The 24,308-nt window shown below is 63.3% G+C and carries 27 protein-coding genes; 9 read left to right on the top strand and 18 right to left on the bottom strand.

Annotation, left to right across the window (positions count from 1 at the left end; translation table 11 throughout):
• Nucleotides 1-21 precede the first annotated feature (21 nt).
• Both infC and thrS read right to left on the bottom strand, forming a co-directional pair.
• On the bottom strand, nucleotides 22-573 hold the full coding sequence (gene infC, locus P5705_RS08570; protein WP_023629190.1) for a translation initiation factor IF-3: 552 nt from the start codon (nucleotides 571-573) through the stop codon (nucleotides 22-24).
• A complete protein-coding gene (gene thrS, locus P5705_RS08565; protein WP_110738972.1) occupies nucleotides 573-2,495 on the bottom strand; it encodes a threonine--tRNA ligase in 1,923 nt (640 codons plus the stop codon). The genes infC and thrS overlap by 1 nt, the downstream gene beginning before the upstream one ends.
• Before the next feature lie 334 nt (nucleotides 2,496-2,829).
• Between thrS and P5705_RS08560 the strand changes: the two genes are divergently transcribed.
• Together P5705_RS08560 and P5705_RS08555 are read left to right on the top strand one after the other, a co-directional pair.
• Nucleotides 2,830-3,132: a hypothetical protein gene (locus tag P5705_RS08560; protein ID WP_277460410.1), complete on the top strand. Its 303-nt coding sequence runs from the start codon at nucleotides 2,830-2,832 to the stop codon at nucleotides 3,130-3,132.
• A 161-nt stretch (nucleotides 3,133-3,293) separates the two neighbouring features.
• The gene (locus P5705_RS08555) at nucleotides 3,294-3,506 is read left to right on the top strand and encodes a cold-shock protein (protein ID WP_011533204.1); all 213 of its coding nucleotides are present in this window, start codon (nucleotides 3,294-3,296) and stop codon (nucleotides 3,504-3,506) included.
• A 189-nt stretch (nucleotides 3,507-3,695) separates the two neighbouring features.
• Here the strand turns inward: P5705_RS08555 and P5705_RS08550 are convergent, their stop codons facing one another.
• Nucleotides 3,696-4,016 carry an I78 family peptidase inhibitor gene (locus P5705_RS08550; RefSeq protein WP_277460409.1) on the bottom strand — a complete coding sequence of 107 codons (321 nt, stop codon included), beginning with the start codon at nucleotides 4,014-4,016 and terminating at the stop codon, nucleotides 3,696-3,698.
• Between the two features lie 288 nt (nucleotides 4,017-4,304).
• Between P5705_RS08550 and P5705_RS08545 the strand changes: the two genes are divergently transcribed.
• A complete protein-coding gene (locus tag P5705_RS08545; protein WP_277460408.1) occupies nucleotides 4,305-4,517 on the top strand; it encodes a hypothetical protein in 213 nt (70 codons plus the stop codon).
• Here the strand turns inward: P5705_RS08545 and P5705_RS08540 are convergent.
• The 7 genes from P5705_RS08540 to P5705_RS08510 form a co-directional block, all read right to left on the bottom strand.
• Nucleotides 4,489-5,499 (bottom strand): nucleoside hydrolase, encoded by a 1,011-nt coding sequence (locus P5705_RS08540; RefSeq protein ID WP_277460407.1) that lies wholly within the window; start codon nucleotides 5,497-5,499, stop codon nucleotides 4,489-4,491. The two genes, P5705_RS08545 and P5705_RS08540, sit on opposite strands and share 29 nt — an antisense overlap.
• Before the next feature lie 146 nt (nucleotides 5,500-5,645).
• Nucleotides 5,646-6,050 (bottom strand): D-ribose pyranase, encoded by a 405-nt coding sequence (gene rbsD / locus P5705_RS08535; RefSeq protein ID WP_277460406.1) that lies wholly within the window; start codon nucleotides 6,048-6,050, stop codon nucleotides 5,646-5,648.
• Entirely contained in the window at nucleotides 6,047-6,955 is a 909-nt protein-coding gene (gene rbsK / locus P5705_RS08530; RefSeq protein ID WP_277460405.1) for a ribokinase, read from the bottom strand. Before rbsK ends, rbsD begins: the two co-directional genes overlap by 4 nt.
• 9 nt (nucleotides 6,956-6,964) lie before the next feature.
• Nucleotides 6,965-7,987 carry a LacI family DNA-binding transcriptional regulator gene (locus tag P5705_RS08525; protein WP_277460404.1) on the bottom strand — a complete coding sequence of 341 codons (1,023 nt, stop codon included), beginning with the start codon at nucleotides 7,985-7,987 and terminating at the stop codon, nucleotides 6,965-6,967.
• Nucleotides 7,988-7,991: 4 nt separating this feature from the next.
• On the bottom strand, nucleotides 7,992-8,984 hold the full coding sequence (locus P5705_RS08520) for an ABC transporter permease (RefSeq protein WP_277460403.1): 993 nt from the start codon (nucleotides 8,982-8,984) through the stop codon (nucleotides 7,992-7,994).
• Complete coding sequence (locus tag P5705_RS08515; RefSeq protein WP_277460402.1) at nucleotides 8,981-10,534, bottom strand: sugar ABC transporter ATP-binding protein; 1,554 nt, start codon at nucleotides 10,532-10,534, stop codon at nucleotides 8,981-8,983. The genes P5705_RS08520 and P5705_RS08515 overlap by 4 nt, the downstream gene beginning before the upstream one ends.
• A gap of 130 nt (nucleotides 10,535-10,664) precedes the next feature.
• On the bottom strand, nucleotides 10,665-11,612 hold the full coding sequence (locus P5705_RS08510; RefSeq protein ID WP_277460401.1) for a sugar ABC transporter substrate-binding protein: 948 nt from the start codon (nucleotides 11,610-11,612) through the stop codon (nucleotides 10,665-10,667).
• Nucleotides 11,613-11,956: 344 nt separating this feature from the next.
• Between P5705_RS08510 and P5705_RS08505 the strand changes: the two genes are divergently transcribed.
• From P5705_RS08505 to P5705_RS08495, 3 genes are all read left to right on the top strand, one after another.
• Nucleotides 11,957-13,045, top strand: a complete 1,089-nt coding sequence (locus P5705_RS08505; RefSeq protein ID WP_277460400.1) for an asparaginase — start codon at nucleotides 11,957-11,959, stop codon at nucleotides 13,043-13,045.
• 230 nt (nucleotides 13,046-13,275) lie between these two features.
• Nucleotides 13,276-13,518 carry a DUF1654 domain-containing protein gene (locus P5705_RS08500; protein WP_248919507.1) on the top strand — a complete coding sequence of 81 codons (243 nt, stop codon included), beginning with the start codon at nucleotides 13,276-13,278 and terminating at the stop codon, nucleotides 13,516-13,518.
• A gap of 6 nt (nucleotides 13,519-13,524) precedes the next feature.
• Entirely contained in the window at nucleotides 13,525-14,214 is a 690-nt protein-coding gene (locus tag P5705_RS08495; RefSeq protein ID WP_248919506.1) for an endonuclease, read from the top strand.
• Between the two features lie 6 nt (nucleotides 14,215-14,220).
• On the opposite strand, the gene P5705_RS08490 is transcribed toward P5705_RS08495, so the two are convergent.
• Nucleotides 14,221-14,646: a GTP pyrophosphokinase gene (locus tag P5705_RS08490; RefSeq protein WP_277460430.1), complete on the bottom strand. Its 426-nt coding sequence runs from the start codon at nucleotides 14,644-14,646 to the stop codon at nucleotides 14,221-14,223.
• A gap of 185 nt (nucleotides 14,647-14,831) precedes the next feature.
• Here P5705_RS08490 and glpT point away from each other — a divergent pair, with 185 nt between their 5' ends.
• Nucleotides 14,832-16,184 (top strand): glycerol-3-phosphate transporter, encoded by a 1,353-nt coding sequence (gene glpT, locus P5705_RS08485; protein ID WP_277460399.1) that lies wholly within the window; start codon nucleotides 14,832-14,834, stop codon nucleotides 16,182-16,184.
• 56 nt (nucleotides 16,185-16,240) lie between these two features.
• On the opposite strand, the gene P5705_RS08480 is transcribed toward glpT, so the two are convergent.
• The 4 genes from P5705_RS08480 to P5705_RS08465 form a co-directional block, all read right to left on the bottom strand.
• Nucleotides 16,241-16,528 (bottom strand): HigA family addiction module antitoxin, encoded by a 288-nt coding sequence (locus P5705_RS08480; RefSeq protein ID WP_213660449.1) that lies wholly within the window; start codon nucleotides 16,526-16,528, stop codon nucleotides 16,241-16,243.
• 14 nt (nucleotides 16,529-16,542) lie between these two features.
• Nucleotides 16,543-16,821 carry a type II toxin-antitoxin system RelE/ParE family toxin gene (locus tag P5705_RS08475; protein ID WP_277460398.1) on the bottom strand — a complete coding sequence of 93 codons (279 nt, stop codon included), beginning with the start codon at nucleotides 16,819-16,821 and terminating at the stop codon, nucleotides 16,543-16,545.
• 445 nt (nucleotides 16,822-17,266) lie between these two features.
• Nucleotides 17,267-17,500 (bottom strand): hypothetical protein, encoded by a 234-nt coding sequence (locus P5705_RS08470; protein ID WP_277460397.1) that lies wholly within the window; start codon nucleotides 17,498-17,500, stop codon nucleotides 17,267-17,269.
• Nucleotides 17,501-17,505: 5 nt separating this feature from the next.
• Entirely contained in the window at nucleotides 17,506-17,715 is a 210-nt protein-coding gene (locus P5705_RS08465) for a DUF1737 domain-containing protein (protein ID WP_277460396.1), read from the bottom strand.
• 637 nt (nucleotides 17,716-18,352) lie between these two features.
• On the opposite strand from P5705_RS08465, the gene P5705_RS08460 reads away from it, so the two are divergent.
• A complete protein-coding gene (locus P5705_RS08460; RefSeq protein WP_277460395.1) occupies nucleotides 18,353-19,429 on the top strand; it encodes a type I restriction endonuclease in 1,077 nt (358 codons plus the stop codon).
• A gap of 64 nt (nucleotides 19,430-19,493) precedes the next feature.
• On the opposite strand, the gene P5705_RS08455 is transcribed toward P5705_RS08460, so the two are convergent.
• The 3 genes from P5705_RS08455 to gnd form a co-directional block, all read right to left on the bottom strand.
• Nucleotides 19,494-21,287, bottom strand: coding sequence for a glycoside hydrolase family 15 protein (locus P5705_RS08455; protein WP_277460394.1), 1,794 nt, complete (start codon nucleotides 21,285-21,287; stop codon nucleotides 19,494-19,496).
• 160 nt (nucleotides 21,288-21,447) lie between these two features.
• Nucleotides 21,448-22,944, bottom strand: a complete 1,497-nt coding sequence (gene zwf / locus P5705_RS08450; RefSeq protein WP_277460393.1) for a glucose-6-phosphate dehydrogenase — start codon at nucleotides 22,942-22,944, stop codon at nucleotides 21,448-21,450.
• Nucleotides 22,941-23,945, bottom strand: a complete 1,005-nt coding sequence (gene gnd / locus P5705_RS08445) for a phosphogluconate dehydrogenase (NAD(+)-dependent, decarboxylating) (protein ID WP_277460429.1) — start codon at nucleotides 23,943-23,945, stop codon at nucleotides 22,941-22,943. Before gnd ends, zwf begins: the two co-directional genes overlap by 4 nt.
• A 176-nt stretch (nucleotides 23,946-24,121) precedes the next feature.
• Here gnd and P5705_RS08440 point away from each other — a divergent pair, with 176 nt between their 5' ends.
• Nucleotides 24,122-24,289, top strand: coding sequence for a DUF6026 family protein (locus P5705_RS08440; protein WP_277460391.1), 168 nt, complete (start codon nucleotides 24,122-24,124; stop codon nucleotides 24,287-24,289).
• Nucleotides 24,290-24,308: the final 19 nt, after the last annotated feature.

Raw genomic sequence — 24,308 nt, 5'->3', positions numbered from 1 at the left:
AGGCCTGCCGTGCCCGGGAGATTACTTCTTCTTTTTGGGGGCGATGACCATCATAAGCTGGCGTCCTTCCATCTTCGGATGCTGCTCAACGGTGCCGTATTCCACGAGGTCGGCCTCGACCCGCTTCAACAGCTCCATGCCCAGCTCCTGGTGGGCCATCTCACGGCCGCGGAATCTCAGAGAGATCTTGGCCTTGTCCCCATCGCTAAGGAAACGTACCAGGTTGCGTAGTTTTACCTGGTAATCCCCTTCTTCCGTCCCTGGACGAAACTTGATTTCTTTGATCTGGATCTGCTTCTGGTTCTTCTTGGCTTCGTTGGCCTGCTTCTTCTTCTCGAAGAGGTGCTTGCCGTAGTCCATCACCTTGCAGACGGGCGGTTGCGCGTCTGCAGAGATTTCCACCAGATCCAGCTTCGCTTCATCAGCGATACGCAGCGCTTCATCAATCGAGACGATGCCAATCTGCTCGCCGTCAGCACCAATTAACCGAACCTCGCGTGCCGAGATATTCTCGTTGATCGGGGCTTTCGGTGCAGTTCGTTTATCGTTTCTCATTTCACGCTTAATAGTCATTACTCCGATTCTTGGCGACCACGCCGGGAAACCGCTTGCGACAGCAGCTCAGCGAACTGCGCGACGGGCATCGAGCCCAGGTCTGCGCCTTCGCGGGTGCGCACAGCGACGGTTTGCGTTTCGACTTCGCGATCCCCTATAACCAAAAGGTAAGGGACCCGCAGCAACGTATGCTCGCGGATTTTAAAGCCGATCTTCTCATTTCTCAAGTCCGACTTGGCACGGAATCCGCTACCGTTCAGGGCTTTTTCCACTTCGAGGGCGAAATCGGCCTGCTTGTCGGTGATGTTCATGATCACGGCTTGGGTCGGCGCGAGCCAGGCCGGGAACACGCCGGCGTAGTGCTCGATGAGCATGCCGATGAAGCGCTCGAACGAGCCGAGGATGGCGCGGTGCAGCATCACCGGGCGCACACGGCTGTTGTCTTCGGCGATGTAGCTGGCGTCCAGGCGCTCGGGCAGGTTCGGGTCGTACTGCAGGGTGCCGCACTGCCAGTTACGGCCGAGGCAGTCGCGCAGGGTGAACTCGATCTTCGGGCCGTAGAAGGCGCCCTCGCCCGGCTGGTACTCCCACTCCAGGCCCGATTCGTTCAGGGCGTCGGCCAGCGCGCCTTCGGCGCGGTCCCACAGCTCTTCGGAACCGACGCGCTTGGCGGGGCGGGTGGACAGCTTCATGGCGACGTCGGTGAAACCGAAGTCCTTGTACACATCAAGCGTGAGCTTGATGAAGTCGGCAGCTTCCTTCTTCACCTGGTCTTCGGTGCAGAAGATGTGCGCGTCGTCCTGCACGAAGCCACGCACGCGCATGATGCCGTGCAGCGCGCCGGACGGCTCGTTGCGGTGGCAGGCGCCGAACTCGGCCAGGCGCAGCGGCAGGTCGCGGTACGACTTCAGGCCCTGGTTGAACACCTGCACGTGGCACGGGCAGTTCATCGGTTTTACCGCGTAGTCGCGGTTTTCCGACGAAGTGGTGAACATGTTCTCGGCGTAGTTGGACCAGTGGCCGGAACGCTCCCAGAGGATGCGGTCGACGACCTGCGGGGTCTTGATCTCTTGATAGCCGTTTTCACGCTGGACCTGGCGCATGTACTGCTCGAGCACCTGGTACACGGTCCAGCCGTTGGCGTGCCAGAACACCATGCCCGGGGCTTCTTCCTGCAGGTGGAACAGGTCGAGCTGCTTGCCGATCTTGCGGTGGTCGCGTTTTTCGGCTTCTTCGATGCGCTGAATGTAGGCAGCCAGCTGCTTCTTGTCGGCCCAGGCGGTGCCATATACGCGCTGCAGCTGCTCGTTCTTGGCATCGCCGCGCCAGTAGGCGCCGCTCAGCTTGGTCAGCTTGAACGCTTTGAGGAAGCGGGTGTTCGGCACGTGCGGGCCGCGGCACATGTCGACATATTCTTCGTGGTAGTACAGGCCCATGGCCTGTTCATCCGGCATGTCCTCGACCAGGCGCAGCTTGTAGTCTTCGCCACGCTGGGTGAACACGTCGATGACTTCGGCGCGCGGGGTCATCTTCTTGACGACGTCGTAGTCCGTGTCGATCAGCTGCTGCATGCGCTTTTCGATGGCGGCGAGGTCGTCCGGAGTGAAGGGACGCTCGTAGGCGATGTCGTAGTAGAAGCCTTCGTCGATCACCGGGCCGATGACCATGCGGGCGGTCGGGTACAGCTGCTTCACCGCGTGGCCGATCAGGTGGGCGCACGAGTGACGGATGATCTCCAGTCCCTCTTCATCTTTAGGGGTGATGATCTGCAGGGTGGCGTCGTGGTCGATCTTGTCGCAGGCATCGACGAGTTTGCCGTCGACCTTGCCGGCGAGGGTCGCCTTGGCCAGGCCTGCACCGATCGAGGCGGCGACTTCGGCTACGGATACCGGCTGGTCGAACGTGCGTTGACTGCCATCGGGAAGAGTAATAATGGGCATGGCGCCTCCTCTCCTAGTGGTGACCCCTACCAAAGGTCACGTGGGTTGGGATGAGCCAGTACAAGATCCGCCCTGCCTTTCCCGGGGGAAAGCCTGCCTCACAGTGGCAGAGACCTGTTCGGTCTGCCAGGGACGAACCAGAGTGACTGGAAGGTAAAAGTTGCAAGCCGCCAGTGGCGAGCCGCAAGCCGAGCATGCTAGCACGCGGGTTGCACCGGAAAGCAGAAATATTTGGAAATTACGGCCTTGGGGTGAACTTGTACGGAAAATTTTCTATCAGACCTTCTGAAGCCACCTACTCTTGATGAGACCTTTACCCAAGGAGTGCCTGGTTATGCGACTTCAGCCTCTTCTGGCCGTCTGGGCCGTAAGCGCCCTGCTGCCTCTGGCGGCCAATGCGGGTAGTTTCCCCGCCGGCACGGAGCAACCCTACATGACCGAGTGCATGCAAACCGCGCATGGTCGGGGTGTAGACGCGACAACGGCGGAAAATCTTTGCAAGTGCGGAGCCAAAGTGATCAAGGAGAAATTCAACGACAAGGAAATCAAAGACCTCACCACTGCGGAAGACGGCGTCGACGCCAACCTCAAGCAGAAGGCCCAGATGGCCGTGCAGGCCACCTGCAAGCCGAAATAGAGGGGTCGCGGGACGATCCGACGCATCTTTTGCGCCAGATCAACATCCTGCGAAGGTAAAAGGCGCTAGATGCGCAGAAATGGACTATGATGTCGCCGGTGCACCTGTAGCCTCGGCAACATCGCACTTCGATAAAAATCATGTTTCTGGAGATTCACCTCATGTCCAATCGCCAAAACGGCACCGTCAAATGGTTCAATGATGAAAAAGGCTACGGCTTCATCACCCCAGCAGGCGGCGGCGACGACCTGTTCGTACACTTCAAGGCCATCGAATCCGACGGCTTCAAGAGCCTGAAAGAAGGCCAGGCTGTAACCTTCGTTGCCGAGAAAGGCCAGAAGGGCATGCAGGCTGCACAGGTTCGTCCGGAGTAATTCGGATAGCTGTAAAAAAACCCGCCACTTGTGGCGGGTTTTTTTATGGGCGCGTTTCGGGCTTTGCGAGACGGCCCTCTGTAGGAGCGGCTTCAGCCGCGATGCAGGCTACTCGGTGCGAATGGCACCCGCTTTGCGGGTGATCGCGGCGGAAGCCGCTCCTACAGGGGTATAGCGCCGAGCCTCGGGTCAACCGCAGTTGACGCGGGTGACCACGCCCTTTTCGTCGACATTCAGGTTCAGCCGTTCGGAGCGGTACTCCAGGGTGATCACGTCGTGCGGGGTGAGGATGCGCGCCATCTGCGAACCACTGGCCTTGCGCGCCTGATCCAGCAGCGCTGGAGTGGCCTGCTTGCCGATGCTGAAGTCGGCGCCACTGGCCTCGCAGCGGCCGTCGTTGCCGGCCGGGGCGCTCGGAGCGCTGCCGCCGCCCGAGGAGCCGCCAGTGCTGCAACCTGCCAGAACAGTGGCCAGCAGCAGGGTCGCCAGGGAAGCGCGGGTACGGAACATGAATCCTCCTAGATCGATCTGGGTACTGCCTTATCCGACAGTACCGCGGAATGTTTGTTGCAAAACCGCACGATTCTGCCCTAACTCGCCATGTGACGCGAAAGGCAATCGTGAACGGATATTGCACCGAACCGTCGGTTCGGCCAAGCGCGCCCTTTATGCCTAAGTCGCAGATCCCCTTGCGCAAAGGCATGATTTACTGCAAGAAGTGGAGCACGACACGCCTCCCCTTCGAACGCCAGGACGCGGTATTCGACCTATCACCCAGGCTACAGCGAGAACCGCCCCATGAGCAGCCACAGCATCGATGCCGACATCAAGGTCAAGTGGGACGAAGGCCAGAGCGCCTACAGCCCCGGCACGCCCGAAGAACTGGTACTGATCGCCATCGACCTGCTGGTACGCGACCTGGGCGGCGAGGCGGCGCGCAGCTTCATCGAGCAGGTGCTCGAACACCACGCGCCGCAGGGGGCTATTTCAATCGAGCCAAGCGTGCGCTGAGCAGGTCGAAGAAGCCCTGGGCATCGCCCTCCTTCACCCACATCACATTGGCCGGCTGCTTGAGCACGCCGTACCAGTCGGCGACGGTCTGGCCGAAGGTCGGGCCTTCACGACTGTCGACCGCCAGGTGCACCTGGCGCCCCTTGAACAGCTCGGGCTTGAGCAGGTAGGCGATGACGCTGGCGTCGTGCACCGGGCCGCCGGGGATGCCGTAGGTGTCCATGTCGTACTTGATGTAGGCATTGAGAATGTCCACCACCAGCTTGCTGGCGTGGTTGTTCACCGCGGCCAGTTGCTTGAGGCGCGCCTCGCTGGTGAGCACCTTGTGGGTGACGTCCAGCGGCAGGTAGGTGAGCTTGACGCCGCTGGCCAGCACCACTTCGGCGGCATGGGGGTCGGCGAACAGGTTGAACTCGGCGGCCGGGGTGATGTTGCCGCCGTTGAAGTGGGCACCGCCCATCACCACCACTTCCTTGATGCCATTGACGATCTCGGGCTTCTGGATCAATGCCAGGGCCAGGTTGGTCTGTGGGCCAAGCATGGCGATGGTGATGCTGTGGGGCTCGGCGGCGCCCAGGGTGTCGATCAGGTACTGCACGGCGTTGCCCTTGGCCAGGGGCTTCTTCGGTTCGTGGACCTGCACGCCGGTGAGGCCTTCTTCGCCATGCACGTTGGCCGCGTAGATGGGCGTGCGCACCAGTGGGCGCCCTGCCCCAGCGTAGACCGGGATCTCTTCGCGGCCACCCCATTCGCGGGCCAGCCGGGCGTTGCGCGAGGTTTTTTCCAGGCGCACGTTGCCGGCGACGGTGGTGATGGCGCGGATCTTCAGCTCGTCAGGGGAAGCCATGGCCAGCAGCAATGCCACCACGTCGTCGGCGCCGGGGTCGGTGTCGATGATCAGGTCGCGGGGGGCGGCCTGCAGGGCGGTGGCGGCTAGCGCGGACATGAGGACGGCTCCTTGGAGCAGGCGTTTGAGGGACATTCAGCACTCCTTGTTGCTAGGGGATGGATTCAACAGGGGCCGCCTTGCGGCCCTTTCGCGGCACAAGGCCGCTCCTACAGGAACCGCATCGCCCCTGTAGGAGCGGCCTTGTGCCGCGATCGAGGGCGCAGCCCTCGCAATCGCTCTCAGAAGGTGACGCCGGCCACCACCGCGATATTGCTGTAGGGCCGGCACTCACCGGTACGAACCACGGCCCGCGCCTGCCGGCACAGCGTCTTGAAATCGGCATGGTTCATCACTTCACGCTGGCCGATCTCGCCACGGGCATGCATCTGTTCGACTTCGATCAGGCCCAGCGGCGCGGCCTGGAACATTTCCTCGGCCAGCACATGCCGCTCCACCTGCATCTCGCTCAGCACCACGCGCAGCACGCTGGTGAAGTCCGGGATGCCTGGGGTCAGCGCCAGGTCGATGAGTTCCACGCCAGGCGGCACCGGCAAGCCGGCGTCACCAATCACCAGGATGTCGCCATGCCCCAGGCCGGCGATGGTCCGCGACAGGGCGATATTCAGCAGCGGCGTCTTTTTCATGGCGCCAACTCCTTCAGGTAGGGAATCGACGGCTGCGCACCGGCACGGGTCACCGACAATGCGGCGGCGCGCTGGCCAAAGCCGATGGCTTGCTCTTCCGACAGGCCGCGCGCCAGGCCAGCGGCAAAGCCGCCGACAAAGGTATCCCCCGCCGCCGTGGTGTCCAGTGGCTGCACGCGAGGGGCCGGGAAATGCCGGCTGCCGGCGGCATCGACCAGCAGCGCGCCGTCGGCGCCCAGGGTGACGATCACCTTGCCCGCCCCCAGCTGGCGCATGCGCTCGGCGGCGCGACGGGCGCTGTCCTGGTCGCTGACCGGCACGCCGGCCAGGGCCTCGGCCTCGCTCTCGTTGGGGATCAGGTAGTCGATATGGGCGAACCACTCCGACGGCAGCGGGCCGCTGGCCGGCGCCGGATTGAGGATCACCGTCTTGCCCAGTTCACGGCCACGGGCCAGGGTCCAGGCCACGGTGGCGCTAGGCACCTCCAGCTGGCAGATGATCACCTCGGCCTGTTGCAGCAGGCTGTCGAAGCGGCGTACCGACTCTGGCCCGAGCAGGCCGTTGCCGCCTGGAATGATGACAATGGCGTTCTGGCTGGCAGCATCCACCACGATCAGCGCCACGCCACTGGACACACCCTCGCACACACTCACGCCCTGGCAATCGACACCCTCGGTCTGCAGGGCCTGGCGCAACTGCTGACCGTAGGCGTCGTCACCGACATTGCCGACCATCGCCACGCTGGCGCCCAGCCGGGCCACGGCCACGGCCTGGTTGGCGCCCTTGCCACCAGGGGCGGTGAAGAAACTCTCGCCGGCCAGGGTCTCGCCCCCCCGGGGCAGGCGCTGGGCGCGGGCCACCAGGTCCATGTTGAGGCTGCCGACCACTACCACCTTGGCATCCATGGGTATTCCTTAACGGTAATCGTTGAACAGGTCCGGGCGCGGCCCGGTGGATTCGCGCAGGACGATGCGCGGGGCGACGATGCGCTGTTCCGCCCCCTCGTGCTGACGCGCACCGATGCGTGACAGCAGCAGGCTCGCGGCGCTTTCGCCCAGCTCGCGGATCGACTGGCCGACCGTGGTCAGTGCCGGGTACACGTAGCGGCTGAGCTCGATGTCGTCGAAGCCGATCACCGACAGCTCGCCCGGCACGTCGATGTTGCGCTCGGCGGCGGCGCGCAGCACGCCGAAGCCGATCATGTCGTTGGCGGCGAAGATCGCCGTGGGCCGCTCGCCATCGAGCAGCCGCGCCGCCGCGGCATGGCCGCCGGGGCTGGTGAAGTCGCTGTGCAGCACATGCCCCTTGGCCACCGCCACCCCGGCCTCGGCCATGGCGCGACGGAAGCCCGCCAGGCGCAGCTGGCTCACGCCGGTGTCGGCGGGGCCGGCGATGGTGGCGATCTCGCGATGGCCCAGCTCCAGCAGATGGCGGGTGGCCAGGTAAGCGCCATGTTCATGGTCGATGCGCACCAGGTCGGCGGCCACGCCGTCCAGGGCACGGTCGACGATGACCATGGGCGTGCGCACGCCGCCGAGGCTGTCGAGCAGATCCTGGTCCTCGCCCACCGAGGCGACGATCAAGCCGTCGATGCGTTTTTCCAGCAGCACGCGCAGGTAGCTGCGCTGCTTTTGCGGATTGTCGTCGGAGTTGCACAGGATCACGCAGTAGCCATTGCGCTCGCAGGCGTCCTCGATACCCCGGGCCAGTTCGGCGAAGTACGGGTTGACGCTGTTGGGCACCAGCAACCCAATGGTGGCGGTGCTGCGCGCCTTGAGCGAACGGGCCACGGCGCTGGGCACGTAGTCGAGCTCAGCGATCGCCGCCTCGACCTTGAGCCGCACGGGCTCGCTGACCGGGCGGGTCTTGTTCAGTACATGGGACACGGTGGTGTAGGAGATACCCGCCAGTGCCGCGACATCTTTGATGGTTGCCATGGATTCAGTTCCGCCGGTTCGCGCGCCGGCTACGGTAAGTGTCGAGCACCACGGCGATGACGATGACCGCCCCGGTGATGATGCGTTTGGTGGGTTCCGAAGCGCCGATCTGGGCCAGGCCCGCGGCCAGCACCGAGATGATCAGCACACCGAAGAAGGTGCTGATGACCGAGCCACGCCCGCCCATCAGGCTGGTGCCGCCGATCACCACGGCGGCAATCACCTGCAGTTCGAGGCCGGCGCCGGCATTCGGGTCGGCGGCCTCCAGGCGCGAGATCTGGAACAGCGCGGCCAGGCCGGCGAGCACGCCCATCAGGGTGAACACCAGGATCTTGTACGGGCGCGGGTCGATGCCGGCCAGGCGCACGGCCTCTTCGTTGGTGCCGATGCCGATCAGGTAGCGGCCGAACACGGTGCGGGTCAGCACCAGCTGGGCCAGCACGATCACCAGCAAGGCGATGATGAAGGCCGGCGAGATACCGAAGGCGATGGGGTTGGAGAACCAGGCGAAGGCATCGCCGATGTAGGCGGTGCGCGAGTCGGTGAACTGGTAGGCCAGGCCCCGGGCCATCTCCAGCACACCCAGCGAGACGATGAACGAGGGGATGCGCCAGGCCACGGTGATGCTGCCGGTGATACTGCCGGCCAGCGCCGCCACGGCCATGCCGAGCAAGGCGGCGGGCAGCACGCTCCAACCCCAGCCGAGGATGGCCACGCTGACGGCCGAGGCGGCCAGGGCCAGCACCGAGCCCACCGACAGGTCGATGCCGCCGATGATCAGCACGAAGGTCATGCCCACCGCCAGCACCATCAGGTCGGGGATCTGGTTGGCCAGGGTGCTGAAGGTGGCATAGGAGAGGAAGTGGCTGCTCAGCATCGAGAACAGCACGATCATCGCCAGCAAGGCGCCGGCCAGGCCCAGGTAGGTGCCCAGGCCGTAGTAGTTGCCGCTGCGGCGGGCGGGCGCTGCGCATGGGGTGTCGAGTGTGGTTTTCATGCGTCCATCCTGGGGGCTGCGTCGTGCAGCAGGGCATCACGTTTCTGGTAGCCGGCAAAGGCGGCGGCGAGGAGCTGGTCCTGGCTCCAGTGGTCGCGCTCGAAGGTGTCGATCAGGCGCCCGGCCGAGAGCACGGCGATGCGGTCGCAGATCAGCATCAGTTCGCGCAGGTCGCTGGACACCACGACAATGGCCTTGCCCTGGCGGGCGAGCTCGGCGAGCAGGCCATAGATGTCGAACTTGGCGCCGACGTCGATGCCGCGGGTGGGCTCGTCGAACAGCAGCACCTGGCAGTCGCGCTCCAGCCAACGGCCAATCACCACCTTCTGCTGATTGCCGCCGGACAGCTCGCCCACCGCCTGCGCGGGGCTGGCGCTGCGGATGCGCATGGCGCCGATCTGGCGCTCGGCCAGTTCACGTTCGGCGTTGCTGTCGAGCACACCGGCGCGGGACACGGCGCCGAGGTTACCCAGGGCGATGTTGGCGCTGATCGACTGGGTCAGCAGCAGGCCTTCGCCCTTGCGGTCCTCGGTGATCAGGGCGATGCCAGCCCTGACCGCGGCCTTGGGCGAGTCGATGGTCACGGGCACCGGTGGTTGGCCAAGGGCGACCTGGCCGCTGTCGGCGCGGTCGGCGCCGTAGATCAGGCGCAGCAGCTCGGTGCGCCCGGCACCGATCAGGCCGGAGACACCGAAGATCTCCCCTGCCCTGACCTCGAACGACACCTCGCGCACCTTGTCGCCACGGCTGAGCTTGTCGACCTTGAGCAGCGGCGCGCCGATCGTGCGCTGGCCCAGGTCGATATGCTCGCCCAGCTCGCGGCCGACCATCAGGTTGACCAGTTGTTCGCTGTTGTAGCGCTGGATCGGCTCGGCGCACACCAGCTTGCCGTCGCGCAGTACGGCGATGCGCTGGGCCACGCGCTGCAGCTCTTCAAGGCGGTGGGAGATATAGACGATGGCCACGCCGCGCTGGCGCAGGCGCTCGATCTGGGTGAACAGCAGCTCCACCTCGCGGGCGGTGAGCATGGCCGTGGGTTCGTCGAAGATCAGCACATGGCAGTCGCCGATCAGGTTACGGGCGATCTCGACCATTTGCTGGTGGCCGATGCCAAGCTCGCCGACCGGCGTGTCCGGGTCGATGGCGTCCAGGCCGACCTGGGCCATGGCCGCGCCAGCCAACTGGCGCAGGCGCTTCTGGTTGACCCAGCCGAGCCGGCTGGGCAGGTTGTCGAGGAACAGGTTCTCGGCCACGGTCAGGGTGGGCAGCAGGTTGAGTTCCTGCATCACCATGCGCACGCCCAGGCGCTCGGCTTCGGCGCGGCTGCCGGGGCTGTAGGGCTGGCCGCGATAGAGCATCTGCCCGGCGGTGGGGATCTCCAGGCCGCTGATCAGCTTGGACAGGGTCGACTTGCCCGCGCCGTTCTCGCCGGTCAGGGCCAGCACCTCGCCGCCGCGCAGCTCGAGGGTGACGTCGCCGAGCACGGGCTGGGCGTAGGTCTTGCCCAGGCCGCTGACGGCTAGCACGGTTTCATTGGCCGGTACTGACATGGCCATTTCTCCTAGGTTGGCACAACACCCCTGTAGGAGCGGGCTTGCCCCGCGAAGCAGTCGACGCGGTGCGTGGCACCGGCTACGCCGGTGATCGCGGGGCAAGCCCGCTCCTACAGGGATCGCAACATCACTGGGTGATCAACTCGACCGGGGTCTGGATGACGTTGTCGGCATCCACGCCGGGTTTCTCGCCCTTGAGCATCTTCAACGCCGCCTGGATGCCGAACACCGCCTGCTGGCTGGCCGCCTGGTCGAGGGTGGCCAGCACGCGACCGTCCTTGAGCATCGGTTTGATGGCATTGATGTTGTCGTAGCCGACCACCTGCACCTGGCCGGCCTTGCCGGCGGCGCGCACGGCCGAGACGGCGCCCAGGGCCATGCTGTCGTTGCCGGCCAGCAGCGCCTTCAATTCGGGGTATTCGTTGAGCATCGAGGCGGCCACCGCGTTGCCCTTGTCGATCTCCCAGTTGCCGGACTGCACCGAGACGATCTTCATCTGCGCGGCTTCCATGGCGTCCTTGAAGCCGGCGGTGCGCTGCTGGGCGTTGGTGGTGGTCGGCACGCCTTCGATGATGCCGACCTGGTCACCGGCCTTGAGCTTCTGCTTGGCGAGGTAGTCACCGACCAGGCGTGCGCCCTTGCGGTTGTCCGGGCCTACGAACGGTACGCTGATGCCCTTGCTCTTGAGCACCTCGGGGTCGAGGCGGTTGTCGATGTTGACCACGGTGATGCCGGCGTCCATGGCCTTCTTGATCACCGGCACCAGCGCCTTGGAGTCGGCGGGGGCGATGACCAGGGCCTTGGCGCCGGTGGCGATCATCTGCTCGACGATGCGGATCTGGTTGCCGGTGTCGGTCTCGTCCTTGATGCCGTTGGCCACCAGTTCGAAGTCCTTCGGGTGGTCTTTCTGGTAGGCCTTGGCGCCGTCTTCCATGGTGCGGAAGAACTCGTTGGCCAGGGATTTCATCACCAGGGCAACTTTGGGCGCGTCCTCGGCGTGGGCGGCGGACATGGAGAAGATCAGCGAAGACAGTACGGCAAGGGCCAGCGGACGGCCGGAGAACGGCAGTTTCATGGAAATGACTCCGAATCTTGTGGTTTTTATCGGATCGCAAACGTTTGCGGTGAGCAACTATGGAAACAGGCGCCGCTTTTGTCAAATCCATGCGCAGGCCGCCCCTGGCTACGCCGGTCGGATTATCCGCAATTTATCCGGAAAACCGAACAACTTTTCCTGGGATTGTTCGGGAAACCGAACTTGCGCGACCTTGATGACTTTGTGGTCAGCTCTTGATATCCCCAGTCTCTTCAGGGGGTTTCAAGATGAAATGCGACGAACGGTAGTTGCTGGTACGAAATCTGCCTTACCAGAAGTGCGAAATAACGTACATCTCACCCAGGAAGAGAGAAGCAGAAATGATGAAATCCGCATTCCACACCTTCGCACCGGGCGCCCTGGCCCTGCTGCTGGTCCTGCCAGCCTCGGTATCCGCCAAGGAAGCCGCGCAACAACAGAAGCTCGCCAACGTGGTGATCCTGGCCACCGGCGGCACCATCGCCGGCGCCGGTGCCAGCGCCGCCAACAGCGCCACCTACCAGGCCGCCAAGCTGGGCATCGACAAGCTGATCGCCGGCGTGCCGGAGTTGCAGGACCTGGCTAACGTCCGCGGCGAGCAGGTGATGCAGATCGCCTCCGAAAGCATCGGCAATGACGACCTGTTGAAACTGGGCAAGCGCGTCGCCGAACTGGCCGACAGCAAGGATGTCGATGGCATCGTCATCACCCACGGCACCGACACCCTGGAAGAGACCGCCTACTTCCTCAACCTGGTAGAGAAGACCGACAAGCCGATCATCGTGGTCGGTTCCATGCGCCCCGGCACCGCCATGTCCGCCGACGGCATGCTCAACCTGTACAACGCCGTGGCCGTGGCCAGCAGCAAGGATGCCCGCGGCAAGGGCGTGCTGGTCACGATGAACGACGAGATCCAGTCGGGTCGCGACGTGAGCAAGGCGGTCAACATCAAGACCGAAGCCTTCAAGAGCCAGTGGGGCCCGCTGGGCATGGTCGTGGAAGGCAAGTCGTACTTCTTCCGCCTGCCGGCCAAGCGCCACACGCTGAACTCCGAGTTCGACATCAAGACCATCAGCAGCCTGCCGGCCGTGGACATCGCCTATGGCTACGGCAACGTCACCGACACTGCCTACAAGGCCCTGGCCCAGGGTGGCGCCAAGGCGATCATCCATGCCGGTACCGGCAATGGCTCGGTGTCGTCGCGCGTGGTGCCGGCCCTGCAAGAGCTGCGCAAGGACGGCGTGCAGATCATCCGTTCGTCCCACGTCAACCAGGGTGGTTTCGTACTGCGTAACGCCGAGCAGCCTGACGACAAGAACGACTGGGTCGTGGCCCATGACCTGAACCCGCAGAAGGCGCGGATCCTGGCGATGGTGGCGATGACCAAGACCCAGGACAGCAAAGAGCTGCAGCGGATCTTCTGGGAATATTGATCGGCGCTTGAGTTAAACCGGGGCGTTGTTTGCTCCGGCCGGTTCGCCGGCAAAGCCGGCTCCTACAGGGGATTGCGCCACACCCGTAGGAGCCGGCTTGCCGGCGAACGCCCCGCGCAGGGAACCAATCCCGCTACCACGGTCTTATAGGGCTTTCGCCCTACCTGATGTTGCGAAATGGCCTACAGTCAAATACTGTATGCACATACAGCAAAACAAGGAACAGCCCCGTGGCCAACCCCTCTTCCGCCTCGCCAAGCAGTTATGAGCAACTGGGTCAGCGCATCCAGAAGATCATCAACAGCCCGATCGCCCAGCGCAGCCGCGCCGCGCTGATCTTCCGCCTGGAGCACGAGTCGCCCGACGACTGGGAAACCTTGCTCGAGGAAATCGCCGAGAACGACAACGTCACCCTCGCCCACCGCGACGATGGCGGCGTGCAGATTTTCTGGACCGTGCCGAAGGAAGATTGACCGCGCATGAGAGCTTCACTTTTCACCGCCTGCCTGCTGCTGATCACCCCTTTCGCCCACGCCGACGCCCCACGCACCTTCCAGGAGGCCAAGAAGGTCGCCTGGAAGCTGTATGCGCCGCAGTCCACCGAGTTCTACTGCGGCTGCAAGTACAAGGGCAACAAGGTCGACCTGGCCTCCTGTGGCTATGAACCACGCAAGAACCTCAACCGCGCCTCGCGCATCGAGTGGGAACATATCGTCCCGGCCTGGCAGATCGGCCACCAGCGCCAGTGCTGGCAGGACGGCGGGCGCAAGAACTGCTCGCGCAATGACAAGGTCTACCAGCGCGCCGAGGCTGACCTGCACAACCTGGTCCCGAGCATCGGCGAGGTCAACGGCGATCGCAGCAACTTCAGCTTCGGCTGGTTGCCCGAGCAGCACGGCCAGTACGGCAGTTGCCTGACCCAGGTCGACTTCAAGGCCAAGAAGGTGATGCCACGCCCCTCGATCCGCGGCATGATCGCGCGCACCTACTTCTATATGAGCAAGCAGTACGACCTGCGCCTGTCCAGGCAGGACCGGCAGCTGTTCGAGGCCTGGAACAAGACCTACCCGCCGCAAGCCTGGGAGCTGCAGCGCAACCAGCAGGTGGCCTGCGTGATGGGCCGTGGCAACGAGTTCGTCGGCCCGGTCAACCTCAAGGCCTGCGGCTGAGCGCTGTCAGGCCAGCGTCTGCAGATAGGCGCTGGCCTGCCGGTAGCGGGAAAGCCGCGCCATGTCCGCCGGGCCGGGGTGGGCAATGCGCGACAGGTCGCTGTTGTCAGCCAGGTCCGCCAGCTTGACCTGGCGGGCCAGGGGGTCGACGCCCAAGCGGATGACGAACGCCTCGTAGCTTTCGCCTTCACGGCGGCTCAGGGCCAGCAGCGCAGCGAGGATCTTCAGCGGGAAGCCCTCGCGGGCCAAGTCGGACAGCGTGAGCGGCGTATCTTCCAGCACATCGTGCAGCACCGCGACGATACGTTGCTCCGGGGTGATCACCCGTTCCATCACCCGCAGCGGATGAAGGATGTAAGCCGCACCGCCTTTGTCGAACTGCCCTTCATGTGCCTTGATGGCCATCGCAATGGCCCGCTCCAGCGTCGCCATGAAGTGATCCCCCATTCAACCCCCGCCCTAGACAGCATAGCCGCGCCCTCGCCGCTGCGACAGCCGGGCCTTCACCCGGTAAAAGGTTCATAAACCAACAAGCTTGCGCAATAAAAGCGATATTTTTTCTGTAACGAAAATGTAATATTCGCATTCGCATACCTATAACAAGCTTGGAGCTTCAGATGCTTGCCTTCTTCCGCCCTGCCCCGCACCGGGCGCCGCTGCCCGACGAGCACGTCGACAGCACGTACCGCCGCCTGCGCTGGCAGATCTTCGCCGGGATCTTCTTCGGCTATGCCGGCTACTACCTGCTGCGCAAGAACTTCTCCCTGGCCATGCCCTACCTCATCGAGGAAGAGGGCTACACCCGTGGCCAGCTGGGCCTGGCCATCTCGGCCATCGCCATTGCCTACGGGCTGTCCAAGTTCCTCATGGGGCTGGTCTCGGACCGTTCCAACCCGCGCTACTTCCTGCCTTTCGGCCTGCTGATCTCGGCCGGGGTGATGTTCATTTTCGGTTTCGCGCATTGGGCCACCTCCAGCGTGGCGATCATGTTCACGCTGCTGTTCATCAACGGCTGGGCCCAAGGCATGGGCTGGCCGCCGAGCGGGCGGACCATGGTCCACTGGTGGTCGCAGAAAGAGCGCGGCGGCGTGGTGTCGGTGTGGAACGTCGCCCACAACGTCGGCGGCGGCCTGATCGGCCCGCTGTTCCTGCTGGGCCTGGGCTGGACCAACGACTGGCACGCGGCCTTCTACGTACCTGCCGCCGTGGCGGTGCTGGTGGCGGTCTTCGCCTTCGCCATGATGCGCGACACCCCGCAATCGGTCGGTTTGCCACCGGTGGAGCAGTACAAGAACGACTACCCCGAAGGCTACGACGAGAGCCACGAGCAGGAGTTCAGCGCCAAGCAGATCTTCGTCGAGTACGTGCTGCGCAACAAACTGCTGTGGTACATCGCCCTGGCCAACGTGTTCGTCTACCTGCTGCGCTATGGCGTGCTGGACTGGGCGCCGACCTACCTGAAAGAGGCCAAGCACTTCAGCGTCGATACCACCTCGTGGGCGTACTTCTTCTACGAGTGGGCCGGCATCCCCGGCACCCTGCTGTGCGGCTGGATGTCCGACAAGATCTTCCGTGGCAACCGTGGCCTGACCGGCATCGTGTTCATGGCGCTGGTGACCGTCGCCACCCTGGTGTACTGGCTCAACCCGCCGGGCAACCCGACGGTCGACATGATCGCGCTGTTCTCCATCGGTTTCCTGATCTACGGGCCAGTCATGCTGATTGGCCTGCAGGCGCTGGAGCTGGCACCGAAAAAGGCCGCCGGCACCGCAGCAGGCTTCACCGGCCTGTTCGGTTACCTGGGCGGCTCGGTCGCAGCCAGTGCGGCAATGGGCTACACCGTCGACCACTTCGGTTGGGACGGTGGCTTCGTGCTGCTGGTGAGCGCGTGCGTGCTGGCCATCGCCTTCCTGTTGCCGACCTTGCGCCATACCAAGGTCGCCAGCAACGGGCGTGAAGCGCTGGCCTGACGCGTGAAGCAGGTGTAAATGACAAAGCCCGGGGTTTCGCCCCGGGCTTTGTGCTTTCAGGCGGCCTGGAACAGCCGCGTGATGGCTGGCTGCTGCCGCTGCCGAGCTTGCCAGATGTCGTAGTCCACCTGGATCGTCAACCACAACCGCGCGGTGCTGATGCCGGCCATTTCCAGGCGCACCGCCAGGTCGGGGGAAACCGCCGCGCGGCCGTGCAAGACGCGGGACAGCGCCTCGCGCGAAAAGCCCAGGTGCGCGGCGAAGGCTTTTACCGTCAGGCCCAGTGCGGGCAGGACATCCTCTCGCAGGGTTTCGCCGGGATGCGGCGGGTTGTGCATGGCCATGAAGAGCCTCCTGATCAGTGATAGTCGAGATAATCGACCAGTTCGACGTCGCCACCCGCAAAACGGAAAACCAACCGCCAGTTGCCTGACACGCTGATCGACCAGAAGCCCGAGAGCCCGCCTTTTAGTGGGTGCAACTGCCAGCCTGGAACTGCCATGTCGTCGGCGGCCATGGCACTGTCGAGAAACTGCAATTGCCGCCTCAAGCGCTGGGTGTGGGCAACCTGGATGCCACGGGCATTGCCCGTTTCGTGGAACAGCCGCAATCCTTTGTGACGAAAGCTGATGATCATGTGGAGCACACCGTATCCGTTCAGTGCGGATGGACGAGTGTGACTCTATGCGTCACAGATCGCAAAGTACCATATGTGACCCGATGCGTCACAACATCCACTCACAAAAAAATTACCGTGCTCGAGTCAATGAACAGGATTTGATCAGCCTGTAGCAGCCCGCATAATCGCCTGCCATTTCATGGCCCTGAGAAGGACCGCCCTTGCGACGACTCAGCCTGAGCAACTAGAAACCGCGCAACATCCCCCGCCACCTGCGGGCTCTGGAGTATTGGCGTCGACCTTCGAGGGCGAATTCCATCCTCGCCCTGGCATGGAGTGCTACTGGAACTGGAGGATCCCGGTGATCAACTCGCTGGTACAGGCCCCCCAGGCGCGGGTCGAGGTCCAGGCCATCAACAAATGGCCTATACCTGCCCTTTGCACGCTGCCAGCACGGCAACGTTCACCAGAAGAAACTCGCGCCCCTCACGCTGCAACACAAGCACACCGACGATACGTGTGTGCTGCACGGCCACGAACACCTTGTCGTCACGCTTCCCTGTGCATAGTCATCCAGCATCGGCGCCGGCTTGCGACCGATCCTGGCGACATAGGGAGCATAGGCTTCGGCGACCAGCGCGCTCATCTCGGTGACATCCTCGACCACAGCCGAGCGCAAGGTGATTGTGCCGTGCATGACGCTCAATCCTGCTTAGCCACACCATGCCCCGGCCACAGCACCGCCTGGGCGGCAACTACATGCCCTTGGGTGGCGTCGAAGGTTACGCTGGGCGAACCATACAGCTGGTAGCCCATTGCAAGGATCGCTGAAATACGCTGGCAGAAGCTGGCGTCGTCCTTGCCGGTGATCAGGCGGTAGGCTGGCAGGCCGTTGGGTGGCGTCAAGGTCATGGAGCGGTCCTTTTCGGTTCGGGCGTCATAGCGTGAGGCCACGCATGATGACATACCGCCCCAAAAGACACGCTACCGATGAGGGAATCGGTCATCAGCACAGACCAGACATTGGCAGCAGCATCCAGCGGTGGAAACCTCCGCCGCTCCTTGTGGTGACGGGCTTACCCGCGAAGAGTGCGACAAGGCGCTGGTCACCACAGGAAATCCATTGGCACATAAATTTAGCCAGGCTGGCATCCACAAATTTGCTGAGCAGAAGAAGAGAACCGGCAGACCTAGGAGCTCCAGTACTCTGCCATCAAAGGGCCAATCCAACGAAATACTAATATGCCGTAGCTAGGCAACGGCGTCCTGCTGCTTTAATTCGGGCTCGAAGAAATTGAAGAGGGCTAGATTGCAAGGGAACCATAGGAATGGCGCAAAGCTGGCAAACTAATGGTTCAGACACGGACCACAAGCAATGAGAATTTTTTACTCCCCATGCTTCGATACAGTGATATTGCAAGCAATGATACCCATCCTCATTGGCTGGCCGGTTATCCAGCATGTATAAATTGACAGTAGCGGTATTAATGCATGCCGTAGTAGCGTCTTGCCTTTATCGCCCGGGTGGGCGGCACGTATTGGAGCGCAAATGGAATTTGTAGAACGCCTCAACTCAATGGCAGCGAAGGTCAATCAACTGGCAGCCACCATTCAGACCGAAGAAGCTACCAAAACAGCTTTTGTCATGCCCTTCATCCACTCTGTCCTCGGCTATGACGTCTTTGACCCATCGGAGGTTGTGCCGGAATACGTTTGCGACGTCGGTACCAAGAAAGGTGAAAAGATTGACTACGCCATTCTGAAGAATGGTGAAATTCAGATTCTGATCGAGACCAAAAAAATTGGTGAGCCGCTTAACATCAACCATGCAAGCCAGCTATTCCGATACTTCCATGTTACAACAGCGCGAATCTCTATCCTGACAAACGGCCGGCACTATCGCTTTTTCACCGACCTTGACGCCCCCAACAAGATGGATGAGAAGCCCTTCTTGGAAATCGACCTTCTCGATATTGACGAGCATGTCATTCCTGAGCTCCAGAAACTTACGAAGTCTGCTTTCGACGTCGACTCCATTATCAATGCCGCCGGTGAACTAAAGTACGTCGGCCAAATAAAGCGTGTCATTGCGTCACAATTCAGTCAGCCGGACGACGACTTTATAAAATTCTTCGCTTCGCGGGTCTATGACGGAGTAATCACGCAAAAGGTCCGAGAACAGTTCAGCCTTCTGACGCGCAAGGCAGCCTCTCAGTTCCTGAATGACCAGATCAATGATCGATTGAAGTCAGCGATGAGTGGCGTTTCCTATCCGACCCCTGCCGAACAAGTGGTTTCCGAAGCTCAGGGTGGAGAGCCCAACGCCGCAGAAGACCGCGTTCAGACGACCATGGAAGAGCTTGAGGGTTTTCACATTGTGAAGGCCATTGTTCGAACGGCGGTTGATGCCAAGCGCGTCGTACACCGTGACACCCAAAGTTACTTCGGCATCCTGCTCGATGATAACAACCGAAAACCTATTACACGGCTCCACTTCAATCGCTCACAAAAATACATTGGTATTTTCGACAAAGACAAAAACGAAACACGCCACCCCATCAGCTCCCTGGATGACATCTACGAATTCGCTGACCGCTTGAGAGACACGGTGGGCTACTACGAGTAGTAGTTGCCTCATTGGACTTTTCTACTCGACCGAGTTGGAGAGCCAGGTAGTCTCCCTGTTTGCGCTATCGATTTACCCGATCCCGCACCGGACACTGCGCCCGGTGCAGGTTCAACGCCGTATTAATGATTCCTATATGGCTGAACGCCTGCGGGAAATTCCCCAGCATCCGCTTGCCCGCCGGGTCGTACTGTTCGGCCAGCAAGCCGACGTCGTTGCACAACCCCGTCAACCGCGCATACAACGCCTGGGCCTCCTCCCGTCGCCCCAGCAGCACATACACATCCGCCAGCCAGAAAGAACACACCAGGAACGTCCCCTCCCCCGGCGTCAGGCCGTCGCTGCAGCTGTCGCTGTCATAGCGCAGCAGCAACCCGTTACGTAGCAACCGCCGCTCGATTTGCTCGAGGGTGTGCAGGAACCTGGGATCATCGGCCGGCAGGAACCCGGTCAGTGCGATCTGCAACAGACTGGCGTCAAGTTCGGCCGAACCGTAGGCCTGCACGAAGAACCTGCCCTGGGTGTCCAGACCAAGGGCGCAGACCTCGCGATGGATCTCGTCGGCCACCTGGCGATAGTGGCGGCTGTGCTCGCGACCGTCCTCGGTGGTATCGGCCAGCCCCGCGGCGCGGTCGAAGGCAACCCAAGCCATGACCTTGGAGTGGACGAAGTGCTGGCGACCGCCGCGCACTTCCCACAGACCTTCGTCGGGCTCGCGCCAGATGCGCTCCACCCAGGGCAGGATCGCCCGGGAGATGGCAGCGCTGCGCGGGTGACGTGGCAAGCCTCCCTTGATCGCCTGGGCCATGGCATCGGCAAGTTCGCCGTAGATGTCGAGCTGGCGCTGCTCGGAGGCGGCGTTGCCCACGCGCACGGGCTGCGAGCGCTCGTAGCCCGCCAGCCAGGGCAAGGTGAACTCGGGCAGGTCGCGCTCCCCCGCCAGGCCATACATGATCTGCATCTGCTCGGGATTGCCGGCCACCGAGCGCAGCAGCCATTCGCGCCAGGCCTGGGCTTCGTCGAAGTAACCGAGGTTCATGAACGCCAGCAGGGTCATGGTGGCGTCGCGCAGCCAGCAGTAGCGGTAGTCCCAGTTGCGCTCGCCGCCGACGCGCTCGGGCAACGAGGTGGTGACGGCGGCGACCATGCCGCCAGTGGGTGCGTAGGTCATGGCCTTGAGCGTCAGCAATGAGCGGCGCACCAGGGCGGTGTGGGGGCCGACGTCGGGGCAGCGGGCGGCGAAGGCCTGCCACTGATCGATGGTCTGCGCCAGGGCGTGGTCGGCATCCAAGCCAGGCTGCACAGGCAGGTGCGAAGGCTGGTGGCAAAGGCTGAAGACCTGGCGCTCGCCGGCGCGGACGCGAAAACGCGCGACGCTGTGTTGGTCGCGGCCGTGGGTTTCGGTGGTACTGCGCAGGACCAGGCGATCGGGGCCGGCGACGGCGCTGAGGGTCAACGCGTCGAGCTTTTCCACCCAGGGCACGCTGCGGCCGTAGTCGAAGCGCAGCACCAGGTCCATCTCGAAGGCGGTTTCGCCGGCCAGGCCTTCAACGATGCGCAGCACGGCGTTGCCATCGCCCAGGGGCATGCAATCGAGCACCCGGGCGTGGCCGCTGGCAGTGGTCCAGCTGGTTTCCAGCACCAGGGTGTCTTCGAGGTATTGGCGGGTGGTGCGCTCGACCGGGTCGCTGGGGGCCAGGCGCCAGCGGCCGTTTTCTTCGTTGCCCAGCAGTGCCGCGAACACGGCCGGGGCGTCGAAGCGCGGCAGGCACAGCCAGTCGAGGGCGCCGTCGCGGTTGACCAGGGCGGCGCTGCGGCAGTTGCCGATGAGGGCGTAGTCTTCGATCGGGGCAGGCATCCGGGCTCCTGGTGGCGTGCACCTGGAGTGTTGGATGCCTGGATCGGGTGGGTGTTCCGCTTGAGTGAGCGCGTTGCGCTCGAGGGCGGTTCGCCGGCAAGCCGGCGCCTGCAGGTTGCGCGTCGTTTTGCAGGAGCCGGCTTGCCGGCGAACAGGTACTTCAGCCCAACGTGTGCCACTCGCGCTTGTCGCGCGCCAGCAGCTCGTTGCCCGCCTGCGGGCCATCCTCGCCTGCCGGATAACCATGCACCTCGCTGCCCTCGCCCGCCCAGGCATCGAGGAACGGCTGCACGGCGCGCCAACCGTTCTCGATGTTGTCGGCACGCTGGAACAGGGTCTGGTCGCCGGTGAGGCAGTCGTAGATCAGGGTTTCGTACCCGGTCGCCGGGGTCATCTTGAAGAAGTCCTTGTAGGCGAACCCCAGCTCGACGTTCTCCATCACCAGCTCCGGCCCCGGGCGCTTGGCCTGCAGGTCGAACCACATACCCTCGTTGGGCTGGATCTGGATCTTCAGGTAGTTGGGCTTGGGCCGCTCCAGCTCGCTTTCGCGGAACTGGGCATAGGGCGCGGGCTTGAAGCAGATGGCGATCTCGGTGTCGCGCACGCTCATGCGTTTGCCGGTGCGCAGGTAGAACGGCACCCCGGCCCAGCGCCAGTTGTCGATCATCACCTTGAGCGCGACATAGGTTTCGGTCTGGCTGCCCTTGTCGACGTTAGGTTCTTCACGGTAGCCCGGCAGTTGCTTGCCCGCGGTGTACTGGCCACGCACGGAGTTCTTCAAGGCCATCTTCGCCGACCAGGGGCGAATGGCACCGATCACCTTGGCCTTCTCGCCACGCACGGCGTCGGCGCCGAACGCAGCGGGCGGCTCCATCGCGACCATCGCCAGCAACTGGAACAGGTGGTTGGGCACCATGTCGCGCAAAGCGCCGGTACTGTCGTAGAAGGCGCCACGGGTCTCGACGCCGACGGTCTCGGCGGCGGTGATCTGCACGTGATCGATGTAGTGGTTGTTCCAGAACGCCTCGAACAGGCCGTTGGAGAAACGGCTGACCAGGATGTTCTGTACCGTCTCTTTACCGAGGTAATGGTCGATACGGTAGATCTGCCGCTCGCTCATCACCTTGAGCAGGCAAGCGTTGAGCGCCTCGGCACTGGCCAGGTCGGTGCCGAAGGGTTTCTCCACCACCACCCGGCGAAAACCGCCGGCGGACTCGTCGAGCAGGCCGGCCGCGCCCAGGCGCTGGGCCACCTCGGGGAAGAAGCGTGGCGAGGTGGCCAGGTAGAAGATGGCGTTGCCGTGGCGGGTCGCGTCGATGCGCGCCGCCAAGGCCTGGTAAGTCTCGGGGTCGAGAAAATCACCGGTCTGGTAGTCGATGCGCTTGGCCAGGCGCTCCCAGAGCGCGGCATCGAGGCAGCGCTCATCACCTTCACGCCCCTTGTCGCGCTCCTGCATGAAGGCATGCAGGCGCTCGGCGAAAGCTTCGGCGGTAGCGGGATTGTGGTCGACCCCGACGATACGCAGGTTGCGGTCGAGCAGGCCATCGCGGGCCAGGTTGTACAGCGCCGGCATCAGCAGGCGCTTGACCAGGTCGCCATTGGCGCCGAACAGGAACAGCGTGCAAGGCGGCGCGGCAGGGATCGTCTGCTTGGTCATTCGCCCTTCTTCTCGACGTGGCCGCCAAAGCCCAGGCGCATGGCGGAGAGGATCTTGTCGCCGTAGGTGCCCTGTTGCTGGCGCGAACGGAAGCGGGCGAACAGTGCGCTGGACAATACCGGTACCGGTACGGCCTGCTCGACGGCGGCATCGATGGTCCAGCGCCCTTCGCCGCTGTCGGAGACCGAGCCGCTGAATTCGCTGAGCTGCGGATCGGCGACCAGCGCATCGGCGGTCAAGTCCAGCAGCCAGGAGGTGACCACGCTGCCACGGCGCCACACCTCGGCGATTTCCGCCACGTTGAGGTCGAAGCGCTGGTCTTCCGGCAGCTCGTTGCCGCCCTTGCTGCGCAACAGGTCGAAGCCTTCTGCGTAGGCCTGCATCAGGCCGTACTCGATACCGTTGTGGACCATTTTCACGTAGTGGCCGGCGCCGGGCGGGCCGGCATGGATGTAGCCGTGCTCGGCGCGGTCATGCTCGCCCGTGCGCCCCTGGGTGCGCGGGATATCGCCGACACCGGGGGCCAGGGTCTTGAACAGCGGTTCCAGACGTTCGAACACCGCCTTCTCGCCACCGATCATCATGCAGTAGCCGCGGTCCAGGCCCCACACGCCGCCAGAGGTGCCGACGTCGAGGTAGTGCAGGCCGCGCTTGGCCAGCTCGGCGGCACGGCGCACGTCATCCTTGTAGAAGGTGTTGCCGCCATCGATGATCGCGTCGCCCGGCTCGAGCAGCTCGGCCAGTTGGGCGATGGTCTGCTCGGTAGGCTCGCCAGCGGGCAGCATGACCCACACCGCGCGTGGCGCCTTGAGCTTCTGCACCAGCGCGCCGAGGTCGTGGGCCCCTTGCGCGCCCTCGCCTTCCAACGCGGTGATGGCCTCGCGGCTGCGATCATGGACCACGGTGCGATGGCCATCGCGCATCAGGCGCCTTGCGATATTGCCGCCCATGCGGCCCAGCCCGATGATTCCCAGTTGCATGTGCCGACGCTCCCCTTGGATTTGGATGACAACATTTGAAGATTTCAGATTAGTCCAGCGATCCGCTCGAGGGTTCACCGACGAACGGGGTGACAACGATAAACAAAAAAGTTCCAAAGGGCCTGCAAAGAATTCAGAATGCGCGCCGCCTGAAGCGTCTACGCTTTTGAATGTCACCAGCCAAGCGAGGTGTGCCAATGGGTACCTTGATGCCTGCCACTCCCACCCAGACCCTCTATGTGACCGTGCGCCGTGACGAACTGCGCCAACTGAAGGATGAACGTGACCAGTTGCGCCAGCAGGTCGCGCAACTGAACCTGCTGCTGGAGCAGGCCCGCCTGGATGGCAAGTCCGCCACCCGCTGATACCCCGCCGTGGGCGCTT

This window comes from Pseudomonas entomophila (assembly GCF_029478665.1).
Taxonomy (GTDB): domain Bacteria; phylum Pseudomonadota; class Gammaproteobacteria; order Pseudomonadales; family Pseudomonadaceae; genus Aquipseudomonas; species Aquipseudomonas entomophila_F.
The sequence above is the reverse complement of the archived record's forward strand: the minus strand, read 5'-3'. Positions and strand labels throughout refer to the sequence as shown.